Raw genomic sequence first — 14,555 nt, forward strand, 5'->3', positions numbered from 1 at the left:
GCCTGTGGGCAGCGTTCAACCGAGGTTATCGACCGATGCTGAAATTTTTCGCCGCATTGCTTTTCGTCTGCTCCGGGCTGGTTCAGGCGCAGGACACCCTGCACATCGACCTGCCCCTGAACTACCTCGCTCAAGCCAGTAGCGACAAGCCGAACACGCCGTTGGTGATCTTCATTCACGGCTACGGCAGTAACGCGGCGGACCTGTTCAGTCTCAAGGACCGCCTGCCTTCCGGTTACAACTACCTGTCGGTACAGGCCCCGGTCGAACTGCAGCCCGACAGCTACAAATGGTTCACACGCAAGCCAGGCGTAACCGAATACGACGGCGTGACCGACGAGCTGAAAAGCAGCACCGAGCGGCTGACGGCGTTCATCGGTCAGGCGACGGACAAGTACCAGACGCAGCCGGACAAGGTGTTTCTGGTGGGCTTCAGCCAGGGCGCGATGATGAGCTACGAGGTTGCCCTGCGCCAGCCAGCGCTGGTGGGCGGGATTGCGGCATTGAGCGGGCGACTACTGCCGGTGGTTAAATCCGGACTCCAGTCCAGCGATGCGCTCAAGCATCTGAACGTCTTTATCGGCCATGGCGCCGAAGACCGTCAGGTGTCCTACGCCAGCGGCCCTGACGCCGAGACGACCTTGAAAGCGCTCGGTCTCAAACCTGAGTTTCACGGCTATCAAGGGTTGGGGCACGGCCTGAGTGGGGCCGAGGTTTCGGACCTGGCTCAATGGCTGGAAAAATCGGCTCGCTGATACGCTTGGCTTAAGGCTAGCGCCTGGATGGCGCTGGCCCTTTCGCGAGCGAGCTCGCTCCCACAAAAAACGCTTTTCTTCAGTAAATGAAGGTGTGCGTGGTGAGCGCGAGCCTGCATGTAGAGTTGAACGTCGATGTGACTCTCGCGCACAGATGCTTCTGTGCGCTAAAGCAGCCAGGTATCGCTCAGTTGCGGCCGACCCTCGCAGCCTTTTCACCCGATGCATCCTTCAAGAATGCCAGCAGCGCAATCAATGGCAACGCGGTGCCTGCGATCAGTACCCAGGTCCATCCGCCATGGTCGAACAGCGGGCTGGCCACTGCCGACCCAATGGCCCCGCCAATGAAGATGCTGGTCATGTACAGCGCGTTGAGTCGGCTGCGGCTGGCGGCATCCAGTGCGTAGACGGTGCGCTGGCCCAGCACCATGCTGGTTTGCACGCAGTAGTCCAGCACCACGCCGGTCACGGCCAGGCCGATCACGCTGTAGACCGGGTGGACCAGCCCGGGCAAGAAGCTCAGCGCGCCGAACAGCAGCGCACCTAGCGAGACGATTCGGGTGTGGCCTGCATCGGCCAGTCGGCCACTGATGGGCGCGGCAATCGCTCCGATAGCGCCGATCAGCGCAAAAAGGGCGATCTGGGTTTGCGTCAGGCCGTGATTGCGCGACAGTTCAAGCGGCACCGCCGTCCAGAACAGGCTGAAAGTAGCGAACATGCAGGCTTGATAGAACGCACGCTGGCGCAGCACCGGCTGGGTACGCAACAGTGTCCAGAGCGAAAACAGCAGTTGGCCGTACGTGGCACGATGGTCAGGCAAGCGCTTGGGCATCGTGGTTGCCAGCACCACGCTGATGCCGATCATCACCACCGCCGCTGAGGCGAAGACCGCGCGCCAGCCGAAATGGTCGGCCACCAGGCTGGAAATCGGCCGTGCCAACAGGATACCGAGTAGCAGGCCGCCCATGATTGAGCCGACCACGCGCCCGCGCGATTCCTCGGGTGCAAGGTGCGCCGCCAGCGGGATCAGCATCTGTACCGACACTGAACTGAAACCCACCAACAGCGAGACCAGCAAAAACAGGTTCGGCTGTTCGGCGAACGCCGCGCCCAGCAGGCTCAACGTCGCAACGGCGGTAGTGACCAGCATCAGTTTGCGGTTTTCCAGCAAGTCCCCCAACGGCACCAGAAAGAACAGACCCAGCGCATACCCGATCTGCGTCAACGCCACGATCAGGCTCGCAGCCGTACTGGACAGCCCGATGTCCGGCGCGATCAGCTCAATGATCGGCTGGGCATAATAGATATTGGCGACAATGGCGCCGCAGCAGAATGCAAACAGCATCACCAGACCACGGGTCATGGTGAGGCTGCCGGAAGGGTTTGGGGTCGAGTGGGGCATTGTCGGTCTCGCTCGTGCAATCGGCCTGCGCACACGCTTTAACCGCGCGCGGACCGTTCAGAATGGAATGCCGAGCAGGCTAATGGTTTTACCGACAATTAAGTAGGTGCGGCGAGGTGATACAAGATATTTCCATGAGTGATGATTGGAATCGAATCAGCGAGTGAGGCAGTCTTCCTGCCGCCGCGAGTAATGCCACAGTGCATACCTTCATCACGCGCTTGTCGCCCCTAACGCCCCGCTGGCCTGATTCCATAACACACCACATACAGCGCGGGCAGAAAAAACAGGGTCAGCAGGGTGGCGACGGCTATGCCGCCGATCATGGCGATGGCCATCGGTCCCCAGAATACCTCTCGTGCGATCGGGATCATGCCCAGGCTGGCGGCGGCCGCTGTCAGCAGGATCGGCCGGCATCGATGCTCGGTAGCCTTGATGACCGACGCCCAAGGGCTTTCACCTGCGGCCATGAACTCGTCGATCTGGGTCACCAGAATCACCGAATTGCGGATGATGATGCCGATCAATGCCAGCACTCCGAGAATCGCCACGAAGCCCAGCGGATAGCCTGAAATCAACAGCGCAGCGACGACGCCGATCAGCCCGAGCGGTACGACGCTGACTACCAGCAGCAACTTCTTCACGCTGTGCAGCTGGATCATCAGGAAGCTCACGACCAATAACAGCATCAGCGGCACGACTTTCAGGATCGGCCCCTGGGAGCGGGCGCTGGCTTCGACTGCGCCGCCTGTGGCAACCGAATAGCGCACGGGCAGGGCGGTGCTGAACGCATCGACCTCAGGTTTCAACTGTTTGACCAGCGCTGCCGGTTGCAGCTTGCCCAGCACGCTGGCCTTGAGGGTGATGGTGGGCAGGCGGTCACGACGCCAGACCAGCGGTTGTTCCTGTTCATAGCTGAGGGTGGCGAAGGACAGCAGCGGGACGGTCGAGCCATTCGGTGTCGGGATCTGCAGGCTACCGAGCGTCTGGATTGAGCTGCGCTCGTCATTTTGGGCGCGTCCCACCACGTCGATCAGGTAGGTGCTGTCTCTTATCTGGGTGATGGTCGTACCGCTGACCAGACTGTTGAGAATCTGCGCCACGTCTTCCGATGACAGCCCGAACTGACGCACCTTGTCCTGCGCGATGTCGATCTTCAGCACCTTGCCGGGCTCATTCCAGTCGTAGATCACCTGGCCGATGTCGGGGTGGGTGTCGAGGATCGCGGCGAGCGCCATGGCCTGACTGCGTACCTGTTCGATATCCGGTCCGCTGACCCGGTACTGAATCGGCCAGCCCACCGGCGGGCCCATATTCAGCGGCTGCACGTAGCCGCCGACACCGACGTAGTCGTCGCGAAAGCGCTCGCGCAGACGGTCGATCAGCCGGTCACGCGACTCGCCGCCGCGACTGACGATCACCATCTGGCCGTAGAACGGGTTGCTCAGTTGCTGGTCCAGCGGCAGGTAGAAACGCACCGCGCCCTTGCCGACGTAGGAACTCCAGTGCAGCACATCCGGATCGTCCTTGAGCGTGGCCTCGAAGCGGTCCATGGTCTGGCGGGTGCCTTCGATGGAGCCGTTTTGCGGCATGTAGAGGTCGATGAGGATTTCCGGGCGATCCGAGTCCGGGAAGAACTGGTTCTGCAGCAGTGTGCTGGCGAACAGCGAGCCGACGAAGATCAATGCGGTGATTCCGATCACCCACCCACGATGTTCCAGCGCCTTGACCAGTGAGCGGCTGAAGCCTCGCATCCAGCGTCCCGGAGCCGCATGCACCGCCGACACCTTAAGGATATGCACGCCGATCAGTGGCGCGAACAGCACGGCCACCAGCCAGGACAGCAATAGCGCGACGGCAATCACCGCAAACATGGTGAACACGTACTCACCCGCCGAGCTGTGATTCAGACCGATCGGCACAAAACCCGCGACCGTGACCAGGGTGCCCGTGAGCATCGGGAATGCGGTCGAGGTGTAGGCAAAGGTCGCTGCCTGTTCTCGGGTGTCGCCGTGTTCGAGGCGGGTCACCATCATCTCGACGGTGATCATCGCATCATCCACCAGCAGGCCGAGCGCAATGATCAGCGCGCCCAGGGAAATACGCTGCATGGTGATGCCGCTGTACTCCATGAACACGAAGACCAGCGCGAGCACCAGTGGAATCGAACAGGCCACCACCAGACCCGCACGGATGCCCAGGCTTATGAAGCTGACCACCAGCACGATCAGGATCGCTTCGAACAGCGCCCGGGTGAAACCGCCGATGGCTTTCTCAACCACATCGGCCTGACTCGATACCAGATGCACATCAATGCCCAGCGGCAGTTCGGTGGTCAGTTCTTCGATGCGCTGCTGCAGTTGGGTGCCGAACGCTTGAATATTGCCGCCCTGTTTCATGGCCACGGCCAGGCCGATGGCAGGCTGGCCGTTGAAGCGGAACAGGGAAGAGGGCGGGTCGGCGTAACGGCGTTCGACGGTGGCCAGATCACTCAGACGAAAGAAGCGCTCGCCGAAGCGCAGATTGACCGCCAGCAGATCCTCTTCGTTGGAGAACTGGCCGCTGGCCCTGACCGCAATACGCTCAGGACCCGCCTCCATGACCCCGGCAGGCGTCACCGAGTTTTGGGCTTGCAAGCTTTGCAGCACCTGGCGCTGGTCGATTCCCAGGGCGGCCAGTTTGCGAACCGAAAAATTCAGGTAGATGACTTCGCGTTGGGCGCCGAGCAGCTCGATCTTGCCCAGGTTCGGCACGCTGCGGATGTCGGCTCGCACCTGCTCGACGTAATCGCGCAATTGGCGAAAGGACAGGCCGTCAGTCGTGAAGGCATAGATGCTGCCGAACACGTCGCCGAACTCGTCGTTGAATGCCGGGCCCTGAATCCCGCTGGGCAGGTCGCCGCGCACGTCGCTGATCTTCTTGCGCACCTGATACCAGGCCTCGGGAATGTCGGCGCTGCGGGTCTCGCTTTTGAGAAATACAAATAACGTGGATTCGCCGGCCAGCGTGTAGCTTTTCACGTAGTCCAGTGCATCGATTTCTTCGAGCTTCTTCTCCAGGCGATCGGTCACTTGCTGCAAGGTGTCGTTCAGGGTCGCCCCCGGCCAGCGTGCCTGAATCACCATGGTCTTGATCGCGAACGAGGGGTCTTCCTCGCGTCCCAGATTCAGGAACGATCCACAGCCCATCAGCAGCGCAACGAACATCATGTACCAGACCAGCGTGCGATGCCTGAGGCCCCAGGCCGACAGATTGAAGCGCTCCTTCACAAACCGACCTCTCGTTCCATGCGTACTTTCTGTCCGGGCTGCATCGTGTTGACGCCTGCAATGACGACTTTTTCGCCGGCTTGCAACGGGCCACTGACCTGAACCGTTGAGCCGTTGCGTGCCAACACCTGCACCACACGCGGGTTCAGCGTCGAGGTCAGTGGGTCGACCACCCACACCTGCGCCTTACTATTGCGTTGCAGCAGCGCGCTGTCGGGCAGTTGGAGAGCTGGGGTGGCAGGTCCTCTGATGTCGATACTCACGGTCGAGCCGAGGCGCAAGCTGTCCGGTGTGTGCTGCAGCGCCAGCCGCACCCGTTGGGTGCGTGTGCTGGCGTCTATCTGCGGAGACAGCTGGCGGACCTGCGCGACCACCGAGATTTTTTCATCCAGTGGCGACATGACCCGGATCTGCGCCTTGTCGGTCAACGAGGCGATCAGCCCGACCGGCAGGTCGACCACCACTTCCCGACTTTCCGGGCGCGCCAGACTGACCACCGGCTGCCCGGCAGCCATCACCTGACCCACTTCGGCACGCCAGTCAGTGACCAGACCGTCGAACTCGGCGAACAGGCGTGTGTACGTCACGTGATCGCCAGCCTGTTGCAGGGCAACGCGCGCGCGTTGTTGCAAGGCGTCCTGATTGCGCAGGTCGCTGCTCAGTTGATCGAGCCGCGCCCGAGAGCCGACACCGCGTTCGAACAGTTGCTGGTAGCGCAACTGTTCGTCACGCACCTGTTGCCAGGAGGATTGCGCCTTGCTGAGTTCTGCCTGCCGAGCGTGCAGCTGATTCTGCTGCTCGCTGGGTTCCAGGGTGGCGAGCAGATCACCCTTGCGCACGGCCTGGCCGATCTCTGCCCGTCGGGTGGCGATTCGCCCGGCGACGCGGAAACCTAGCGCCACCTCGTACTGCGGCTGGACCGTGCCGGCAAAGCGGGCGTGCAGGCTGTCATGCGACGCGACGACTTCAGTGAACAGCACGGGGCGCTCGAGGGCTTCGCGGACTGGCTTGTCGCGGCAACCTGGCAAGGCCAGAAGCAGCGCGCAGAGCAAGCACAGGTTTTTCCTCGTCGGCGTAGGTTGCCCGGTCCTGCTCATCGCTGCGGTTCCGAGGTGGCGAGGGCGATTGTCTTGCGGCTGTTTTGCCCGGTTACTTCGACCTTTTGCCCGACATAGAGAAACTGCAACCCTTGGGAAACCACCTGATCACCTTCGGACAGGCCTTCGCTCACGAGGACCTGACCTTGCTCGTAACGCAGCACATGAACGTTGCGCAGTGCGACGCTGGACTGGTCATCCACCCGCCACACCGCCGGTTGCCCTTGGGTGCGTGTCAGTGCCGACCACGGCAATATGAAGGCGCGTTGCGCAGGGTTTTCCAGGCGGGCGCTGACGACGGTGCCCAGTTCAGGTGCGGCGGCGGAGTCCGGCAGCGCAATACGCACGCGCAATGTGCCGCTGGTGGCAGAAACGATCGGAGTGATTTCGCGAATCCTGCCAGTCAGTTCGACGTCGGGCCGGGCTACCGGGCTGATGATCACCTTGTCGCCAATCCGGTCGGTACGCAGCAGTGATTCATAGGCGGCAAACACCGCTTCGCGTTCGCCATCGTGTGCCAGGCTTAAAACCGGCGCCGCTGCCTGTACCACCTGACCTTCCTCGGCATGCCGTGCCGTGATCACGCCATCTGCCACGGCAATCAGTTCGGTATGGCCGACCTGCTCGCGGGCGCTGGCTTGTTGGGCCTTGAACGCTGCCAGATCTGCACGGGCGCTTTGCAGGTTCGCGTGTGCTTGCTCATATTCGCTCAGATTGGTGTAACCCTTGGGCAGCAAGCGCTGTTGGCGCTGGTAATTCTGCTCAGCCAAGTGCAGTCGCGATTCCCTGACGGCTACATCGGCATTGGCCGACTCAAGGCCTGTGCGCTGTTCACGCGGATCCAGGCGGGCCAATACCTGGTTGGCCTTGACCCGATCACCCACATCCACGAATCGCTTCACCAGCTTGCCCGATACCCGAAAGGACTGATCCGTGACCTTGCGTGCCTGGATATCGCCGCTGAGTACCACGTGGGTGGCGATGTCCTGCGCGTGGACCGTCTGAACTGCAACGCGCACCGGCCGTTTTTCTGGCGGTGTGCCGGCAGAACAGGCACTCAACGAAAGTGTCAGGGCTAGCGTGCAGCTAAAGGGTAGGCGGTGCTGAAACGAGGGGAGGTGCGTCGGTCGGCTGGTTTTGCAAGCAAGGGCGAGCCGACGCACAAGATCTGCACAAGAGAACATCATCAATGAATAGCCGCTGCCCGGGAAAATGAAGGGTCATCCGTGAACCACTGCGCCACGCTGCGTGGCGCGGGCGTCTCAGGCCATCGCGGTCGCGCTGGGCCATTCCTGGTTGCAGGCTTCGGTCCCCAGAAAGGCGAGTACGTTGCGCTGCGAGTGGTGCCAGGCAGCCTTGCTTTCCAGGTCCAGAAAGTGCCCGGTGTCGGGAACTATGTTGAACGTGCTCTTGGGGATGTAGTGGGCAAACGAACGCGCATCTTCCACGGTGGTGTATTCATCTTTTTCACCGTTGACGAACAACACCGGGATCTTGATCGACGAAAAACGCTCAACGTAGTTACTGGCGCTTAGTTGTCGAATCTGGCTGATGTGAAAGTCGATCTGGCCGTATTCATGTTCGGCAAGACTGATCAGGTGCTTGTAGTTGTAAAGTTTGAACAAACGCGGCAAGTACTTGCCGACGGTGTCGTTGAGCAGCGAGCCGATCTTGCGTTTTTCGCGTGCGGCCAGGTAGACCTGAGCCTTGTCGATGTAGTCGAGCATCGGTTCGTTGAGCACGGGCGAAAACGAGCTGATGATCGCCTTTTCGACCGATGGCGGGCAGTGCGAAAGCGCCAGCAGGGCCGAAACGCCGCCCCAGGATACGGACAACAGGTAGTTCACCTGGAACAGGTCGATCAGTTGCAGCAGGATCCCGACTTCGTCTTCCTTGGTAACAATCATGTCGTCGGCGTTGTGCGCCCGGGACTGGCCGGAAAACGGAAGGTCAAACAAGACGATGTTGTAGTGAGGTTGAAGGTACTTGACGGTTTGCCCGAAAGAACCCGTGGTCGACAGCGCGCCGTTGACCAGCAAGATGGTCTTTACATGACTGCCTTTCCAGTAGGTTTCGGTGTAAACCTTGTAGTCGCCGACGTTTAGAATCTTTGATTGTGCGCCCATAACAGCCTCCCAGCCGGTGTCATTCCAGTGAAATTAGTGCAGCGTTCTCTACTCCGGCAGCCATGCCAAAGCCTCGCCCGGTTTTTGGCGAAATCCGTTGAGTTCTTGTTTTAGGGTGCATCAGGAGTCTCAATCCGTGCGGCTATAGATAACGCAGTGCCAGCAGACCGACAAGTCACTGACGTCATAAAAATGCCGAATGGGTCACGATTTGATCGTTTGCGTGCTGTGTTCGGGTTGACAAGGAAGGGCGCTAGTTCGGTGAAAAGTGCCTGATTGGGTCGTAATTGCGGAACTAACGAAGGGAACTTGTGAGCGCTGAAACGGTCAAGCAGCGCGGTTTCTTGTAACATCTAGTTACAAATTAGCACTTGAGCTGCCGCGCCAGATTAATATCGAAATCCATGAAACCCTCAGTCTAGAAGCGTTAAGCTCGTCAAAAAGCAGTCACCGAGGGTAAAAAGGAGTCAAGCCAGCGGACGGACGGTGCGGCACTCCAGTACCAGACTGGCTCCGCCGTATTGGCTCGTTCCAATCTGCAGCGTAAAGCCATGCAGATTGACGATCGCGGCGACTACGGACAGGCCCAGACCAAACCCGCTCTGCTGGTTTCCGGTCTCGCTGCGATAGAAACGCTGGAACACAGCCGCGTGTTCCGTTATCGGGATCCCTGGACCGGAGTCCTGAACTTCGATGCAAGGGCCGTTGCCGTCCTTGCAGGGATAGGCACTGACGGCAACGATTCCGCCAGCCGGAGTGAACTTGATAGCGTTGCTCAGCAGGTTGGTCAGCGCCTCGAACAACAAGGCCCTGTCTCCCACCATCGTGGGCAGTGGCGCTTCAAGATTCAGCAGCAGGGTGATCTGGTCTTCCTCGGCCAGCGGCAGGTAGAAGTCGTACAGCTCTTGCAGCAAGGGCTGCAGTTCCAGCTCCACGAACGCCGAGCGCCTCTGGCGGTCCTCCAGTTCGGAGATGCGCAGCAGACCCCTGAACCGGGCCATCAAGGTATCGGCTTCGCTGATCACCTGCGCCATTTGCTGAGCGCTGGGTGAGTCGTGTGCTGATTGCTGTTGAATGCGATAAAGCTGTGCGCGTAACCGGGTCAACGGGGTGCGCAGGTCATGGGCGATGTTGTCGCAAACGCCCTTGACCTCGTTCATGAGTTTTTCGATCCGGTCGAGCATGGCGTTGACGATCACCGCCAGCATGTCCAGTTCGTCGCGCCGGTTGGAGACCGGCAGGCGGCCCGCCATGTCGCCGGCAATGATCGATTCGGCACTGGCCTGAATCGCCCCGATGCGACGCAAGGGTCTGCGGCGCAGCAGGTGCCAGCCGGCCACACCTGGAATGATCGTCAGTGAGATCCCCCAGAGCAGGGCGTGCAGAATCAGGTTGCTGACGGCTAACAGCGAGCCGTTCTCGCGCACCAGTACTAGCCAGCGTCCATCGGCGGTGCGTGTGACCACGGCATCGCAACTGGCCTGCGGCAGGCCTGGATCGTCCGAGTCGATACAGTCGCTCAGCTCATGAATCTGGCCGTCGACCGGCAGCACGCTGGGGATGCTGGTGATGGGGCCGGTCAGCGGCCGGAAATTCTCGTCGAACAGGCCGTAGGCGTCCACAGCGCGCATGTCGAAACTCATGCTGGTGGCGAGCGCATCGTCCAGAGCCTGGCCCTGAAACCTGGAAAACAGCTGCTGGCGCTGGGTCAGCGAATGGCGTGCCAGGTTATCCAGATAGGCTGTGACTTCCCAGTACAACACGCCCAGCAGGATGGCGCTCCACGCCACGAAGAGTGAACTGTAGAGCGCCAGCAGGCGGCTGGTAGACGATCGCCAGCCGTTAGACGGGTTCGGCAATAACATAACCGGAACCTCGCACTGTCTGAATCAGCGCTGCGGTGCCGGGTTGGTCGATCTTCTTGCGCAGGCGGCCGATATGAACGTCGATCAGGTTGGTCCCGGGATCGAAGTGATAGCCCCAGACTTCCTGGAAAATCATCATGCGCGTGATGATCTGGCCGCTGTTGCGCATCAGGAATTCGAGCAGCTTGAACTCGGTGGGCAGCAGCGTCAGTGGCTGGCCGCCACGACACGCCTCGCGGCTCATCAGGTTGAGTTCCAGATCGGCGACCTGCAGAACGGTCTTGGCCGCGCTGACTGGATTGCTGCGACGCAGCAGGACTTCGACGCGTGCCGCCATTTCATCCGATGCGAACGGCTTGGGCAGGTAATCGTCGCCCCCGGCGCGCAAGCCACGTACGCGCTCATCCACATCCGAAAGTGCGCTGATCATCAGGATCGGCGTGGAGATGCCTTGAGCGCGCAGGTGAGTGACGATGGTCAGGCCATCCATCTCGGGTAGCATGCGGTCGAGGGTGATCAGGTCGTAGTCGCCACTCACTGCACGCGCCAGCCCGTCACGGCCATTGTCCACCCAGTCCACTTCCAGCCCGTGGCTGCTGAGCTCCGCGACGATTTCCTTTGCGGTGACGGCATCGTCTTCGATTGCCAGAATTCGGGTCATGTTCCCTGCCTGAATAAGTGCGTTCAAAGTGCTAGTTTGCCCCTAAATCGTCACGAAGTTCCTGAAAGAAAGTTTAATGACGGGGATCATATCCCTTTCTTCAGCGCTGAATCTGCGTCCTTGAGCTTCTGTTTGTCGTTGAGGCGTTTTTCCTCTGCGCGGCGCTTTTTTTCCCGTTCGAACTTTGCACTGGTGTCTTTCTCGCTACGGATCTGCGCATGGCTGATCAAGGCGAAAATGAAGCTGCCACCAATGATGTTGCCCGCAAGCGTCGGCCCTGCGAAGGTGAACCAGAAATCCGTCCAGCCCAGCTCGCCTGCAAACACCAGATAAGACACTTCCGCCGAGCCGACCACGATGTGGGTGAAATCACCGAGCGCCATCAGATACGTGATCATGATGATGATCGCGATCTTGGCATTTTCCATCGACGCAATCATCCAGACCATCGTCGCAATCATCCAGCCGGATACGATGCCTTTGGAGAACATCTGACCGACGTCGTTTTCCATGACCTTGCGGCCGATTTCCAGAAAAGCGTGATCGGTCTTGGTGTCGAAAATCGGCAGGTGCAGCATGACGTACGCCACCAGCAAAGTGCCTACCAGGTTGCCGCCCAGCACCACGGTCCATAGCCGCAGCAGGCGACCGATATTGGCCAGGTTGAGTTTGCTCATCACCGGCAGCACGGCGGTGATGGTGTTTTCGGTGAACAACTGCTGACGTGCCAGGATCACCGCGAGAAAGCCGGCAGAGTAACCAAGGCTGGAAATCACGTGACTGCCAGGGATGCCTTCAAGGCGCGACATGAACAACCCCATCGCCATCAAAGACAGCCCCATGGTCAAGCCTGCCGCCAGCGCCGACCACCACAGCGCTGCAACGCTGCGCTCCAGTTCGTGGTCGCCCTGCATACGGATGGTTTCGTGCAGAACTGCCGCGCGGGGTGGTTGATTCTCATCGATCTCGCGCTCTTCTTCGGCTGACAGGCCGGGGGTCTTGCCGTCTACTTGTTCGTCCATATCGTTTCCTGATGCGATGCTGATGCGCTAGTGATGAGGATCCGGTCTGCGCCGGTCCGATGCTTCAGACAGGCAACGCACGCGGTCGTTCGCCGTCCGCGTGCAGGCGCTGTGCATATCCCTTTGGTAATTTGTATCAACTGCTAATAAGAATCTGTACTATTCGCGAAAAAATCCCGCCGGATCCCAGATGAACCGGTTTTACTGCCGAAGGCTGCACACCGATGCGTCGTACCTTTATATCCCTTTGCGTCATTCAAGCGATCTCCCAGTCTGCCTGGGCCGATCAGGTCACTGCCCCTCATTCCTCTATCGAACTGCAGAACATCGATATCCAGAGTGCTACGGATATTGAAAACGCGCAGGGCCCTGTTCAGGGCTACCGGGCGACACGTTCTGCCAGCGCGACCCGTACCGACACGTCGCTGCACGAAACGCCACAGTCGATCAGCGTGGTGACCCGCGAAGCGGTCGAGGACATCGGTGCCACACGTTTGCAGGACGCACTGGATTACGCAGGCGGCGTGGGGCGTGCCAACAACTTCGGCGGGCAGGGCCTGACGACGTTTACCGTGCGCGGTTTCACTACAGGCGAGTTCTACCGTAACGGTTTCCCGATCAACCGCGGCTACCCGAACATGCCGGATGCCAGCACCATCGAGCGTCTTGAGGTGCTGCGCGGCCCTGCCACCACGCTGTATGGCCGGGGCGACCCGGGCGGCACCTTCAATGTGGTTTCCAAGCAGCCGCTGGCCGAGCGCTCGGTCACGTTAGGCAGCCAGCTTAATGATCAGGGTATGAAGCGCGGCACGCTGGATGCGTCCGGCCCGCTGGACGAAGAGGGGCGTTTTGCGTATCGCCTCAACGTGGTGGGCGAGGGCGGTGATACCTTTCGTGATCACGTCGAGACCGAGCGCTATGGCGTGACGCCAGTGTTGAGCTGGCAGGTCGACGATGCGACGCGCATCACCTTTGAAGGCGATTTCATGCGCAACAACGCGCCGCTGGACCGTGGCCTGACGCGTTACCCGAACCAGACCCGCACCGCTTCCCGGGACACGTTCTTCGGTGAGAAAAACGTGGGCAAACTGCACAACGACAACAACATGGCGCAGATCCGTTTCGATCACGACCTGAACGCCGACTGGAAGCTGGGCGGCGGTATTCAGATGCTCGACGGCTCGCTCAAAGGTGACGCCATCGAGGCCAACGGCCTGGCGGCGGACGGCCGTACGCTGGGGCGCAATTTCAACTACCGCAAGCTGGAATGGACCGACCGCGACGTGCAACTGAACGTCACCGGACATTTCGCTACCGGCGCGTTCGACCACACGCTGCTGGCGGGCGTCGAGTATGAAGACTACGACTACAAGTCGATCATTCAGCGTTCCAGCGGCGCAGTGAATGCCTACACCATCGACATCTTCGACCCGGTGTATGGCAAGGCGCGTCCGGCGCTCACTCGCACCACCACCCACGACAAGGAGAATCTCAAGACCTACGCAGCGTTCGTGCAGGATCAGGTGGCCCTGACCGAGCGCATGAAGCTGCTGGCAGGCGTTCGTTTCGAGCGTTTCGAGCATGACTACGACACGTTCGGGGTCGGTGTTCCGTTTACCAACAGCGATAACGCCGTGACCCCGCGCCTCGGCCTGACCTACGACTTGACCGACACCGTCGCGGTCTACGCCAATACGGCGCGCTCGTTCAAACCCAACACCGGCGCGAGCCGTCTGGGTGGCGGCTTCAAGTCGGAGGAGGGCAAGTCCTACGAAGTGGGCGTCAAATGGGACGCGCTGGACCGCCAGTTGAGCGTCGATGCAGCGTTGTATCAGATCGAGAAGCAGAACGTGCTGACCACCGACCCGGTCGATTCCACGTTCAGCGTGGCCGCAGGTGAAGTGCGCAGTCGGGGGCTGGACCTGAATGTGGTCGGCAACCTGACACCTGAGTGGCGTGTGATGGGCAGCTATGCATACGTCGATGCTGAAGTGACCAAGGACAACACGTTGCGCTCAGGCACCCGTCTGCTGAACATTCCGCAGCAGACCTTCAGCCTGTTGAACGTCTATGAGTTCCAGGACGGTGCGCTTCGCGGGTTGGGCCTGGGGGCTGGCGGCCGCTACGTCGATCAGCGCGCCGGTCAAACCGCCAACACTGCTTTTTCCATGGACAGCTACACCGTGTTCGATCTGCTGGCTTTCTATAAGGTCAACGAGCACATCAAGCTCAACCTCGACCTGAAGAACGTCTTCAACACCGAGTACGAGGAGGGCGCTTTCGGCAACGTGTATGCCTACCCAGGCGCTCCGCGCACGGTGCAGGTCGGGATCGCCTACACCTTATAAAGGTCGATCG

10 protein-coding genes are annotated in these 14,555 nt (G+C 60.3%); 2 read left to right on the forward strand and 8 right to left on the reverse strand.

Annotated elements, in window-relative coordinates:
- The first annotated feature begins 35 nt into the window (after positions 1-35).
- Complete coding sequence (locus H8S56_RS17540; RefSeq protein WP_187519323.1) at positions 36-755, forward strand: alpha/beta hydrolase; 720 nt, start codon at positions 36-38, stop codon at positions 753-755.
- A 187-nt stretch (positions 756-942) separates the two neighbouring features.
- Here the strand turns inward: H8S56_RS17540 and H8S56_RS17545 are convergent, their stop codons facing one another.
- The 8 genes from H8S56_RS17545 to H8S56_RS17580 all read right to left on the reverse strand — a co-directional run bounded on the left by H8S56_RS17545 (position 943) and on the right by H8S56_RS17580 (position 12,197).
- Positions 943-2,118: an MFS transporter gene (locus tag H8S56_RS17545; protein WP_408003827.1), complete on the reverse strand. Its 1,176-nt coding sequence runs from the start codon at positions 2,116-2,118 to the stop codon at positions 943-945.
- Between the two features lie 269 nt (positions 2,119-2,387).
- Positions 2,388-5,426 (reverse strand): efflux RND transporter permease subunit, encoded by a 3,039-nt coding sequence (locus H8S56_RS17550; protein ID WP_187519325.1) that lies wholly within the window; start codon positions 5,424-5,426, stop codon positions 2,388-2,390.
- On the reverse strand, positions 5,423-6,523 hold the full coding sequence (locus tag H8S56_RS17555; protein ID WP_187519326.1) for an efflux RND transporter periplasmic adaptor subunit: 1,101 nt from the start codon (positions 6,521-6,523) through the stop codon (positions 5,423-5,425). Before H8S56_RS17555 ends, H8S56_RS17550 begins: the two co-directional genes overlap by 4 nt.
- Positions 6,520-7,710 carry an efflux RND transporter periplasmic adaptor subunit gene (locus H8S56_RS17560; RefSeq protein ID WP_187519327.1) on the reverse strand — a complete coding sequence of 397 codons (1,191 nt, stop codon included), beginning with the start codon at positions 7,708-7,710 and terminating at the stop codon, positions 6,520-6,522. Before H8S56_RS17560 ends, H8S56_RS17555 begins: the two co-directional genes overlap by 4 nt.
- A 75-nt stretch (positions 7,711-7,785) precedes the next feature.
- Positions 7,786-8,649, reverse strand: a complete 864-nt coding sequence (locus H8S56_RS17565; RefSeq protein WP_187519328.1) for an alpha/beta fold hydrolase — start codon at positions 8,647-8,649, stop codon at positions 7,786-7,788.
- A gap of 467 nt (positions 8,650-9,116) precedes the next feature.
- Positions 9,117-10,514 carry a sensor histidine kinase gene (locus H8S56_RS17570; RefSeq protein WP_024688766.1) on the reverse strand — a complete coding sequence of 466 codons (1,398 nt, stop codon included), beginning with the start codon at positions 10,512-10,514 and terminating at the stop codon, positions 9,117-9,119.
- Positions 10,492-11,175: a response regulator transcription factor gene (locus H8S56_RS17575; RefSeq protein WP_024688767.1), complete on the reverse strand. Its 684-nt coding sequence runs from the start codon at positions 11,173-11,175 to the stop codon at positions 10,492-10,494. The genes H8S56_RS17570 and H8S56_RS17575 overlap by 23 nt, the downstream gene beginning before the upstream one ends.
- Before the next feature lie 86 nt (positions 11,176-11,261).
- Positions 11,262-12,197 (reverse strand): formate/nitrite transporter family protein, encoded by a 936-nt coding sequence (locus H8S56_RS17580; protein WP_187519329.1) that lies wholly within the window; start codon positions 12,195-12,197, stop codon positions 11,262-11,264.
- A 224-nt stretch (positions 12,198-12,421) separates the two neighbouring features.
- On the opposite strand from H8S56_RS17580, the gene H8S56_RS17585 reads away from it, so the two are divergent.
- On the forward strand, positions 12,422-14,545 hold the full coding sequence (locus tag H8S56_RS17585; RefSeq protein ID WP_187519330.1) for a TonB-dependent siderophore receptor: 2,124 nt from the start codon (positions 12,422-12,424) through the stop codon (positions 14,543-14,545).
- Positions 14,546-14,555: the final 10 nt, after the last annotated feature.

The organism is Pseudomonas triticifolii (genome assembly GCF_014358015.1).
Lineage (GTDB): Bacteria > Pseudomonadota > Gammaproteobacteria > Pseudomonadales > Pseudomonadaceae > Aquipseudomonas > Aquipseudomonas triticifolii.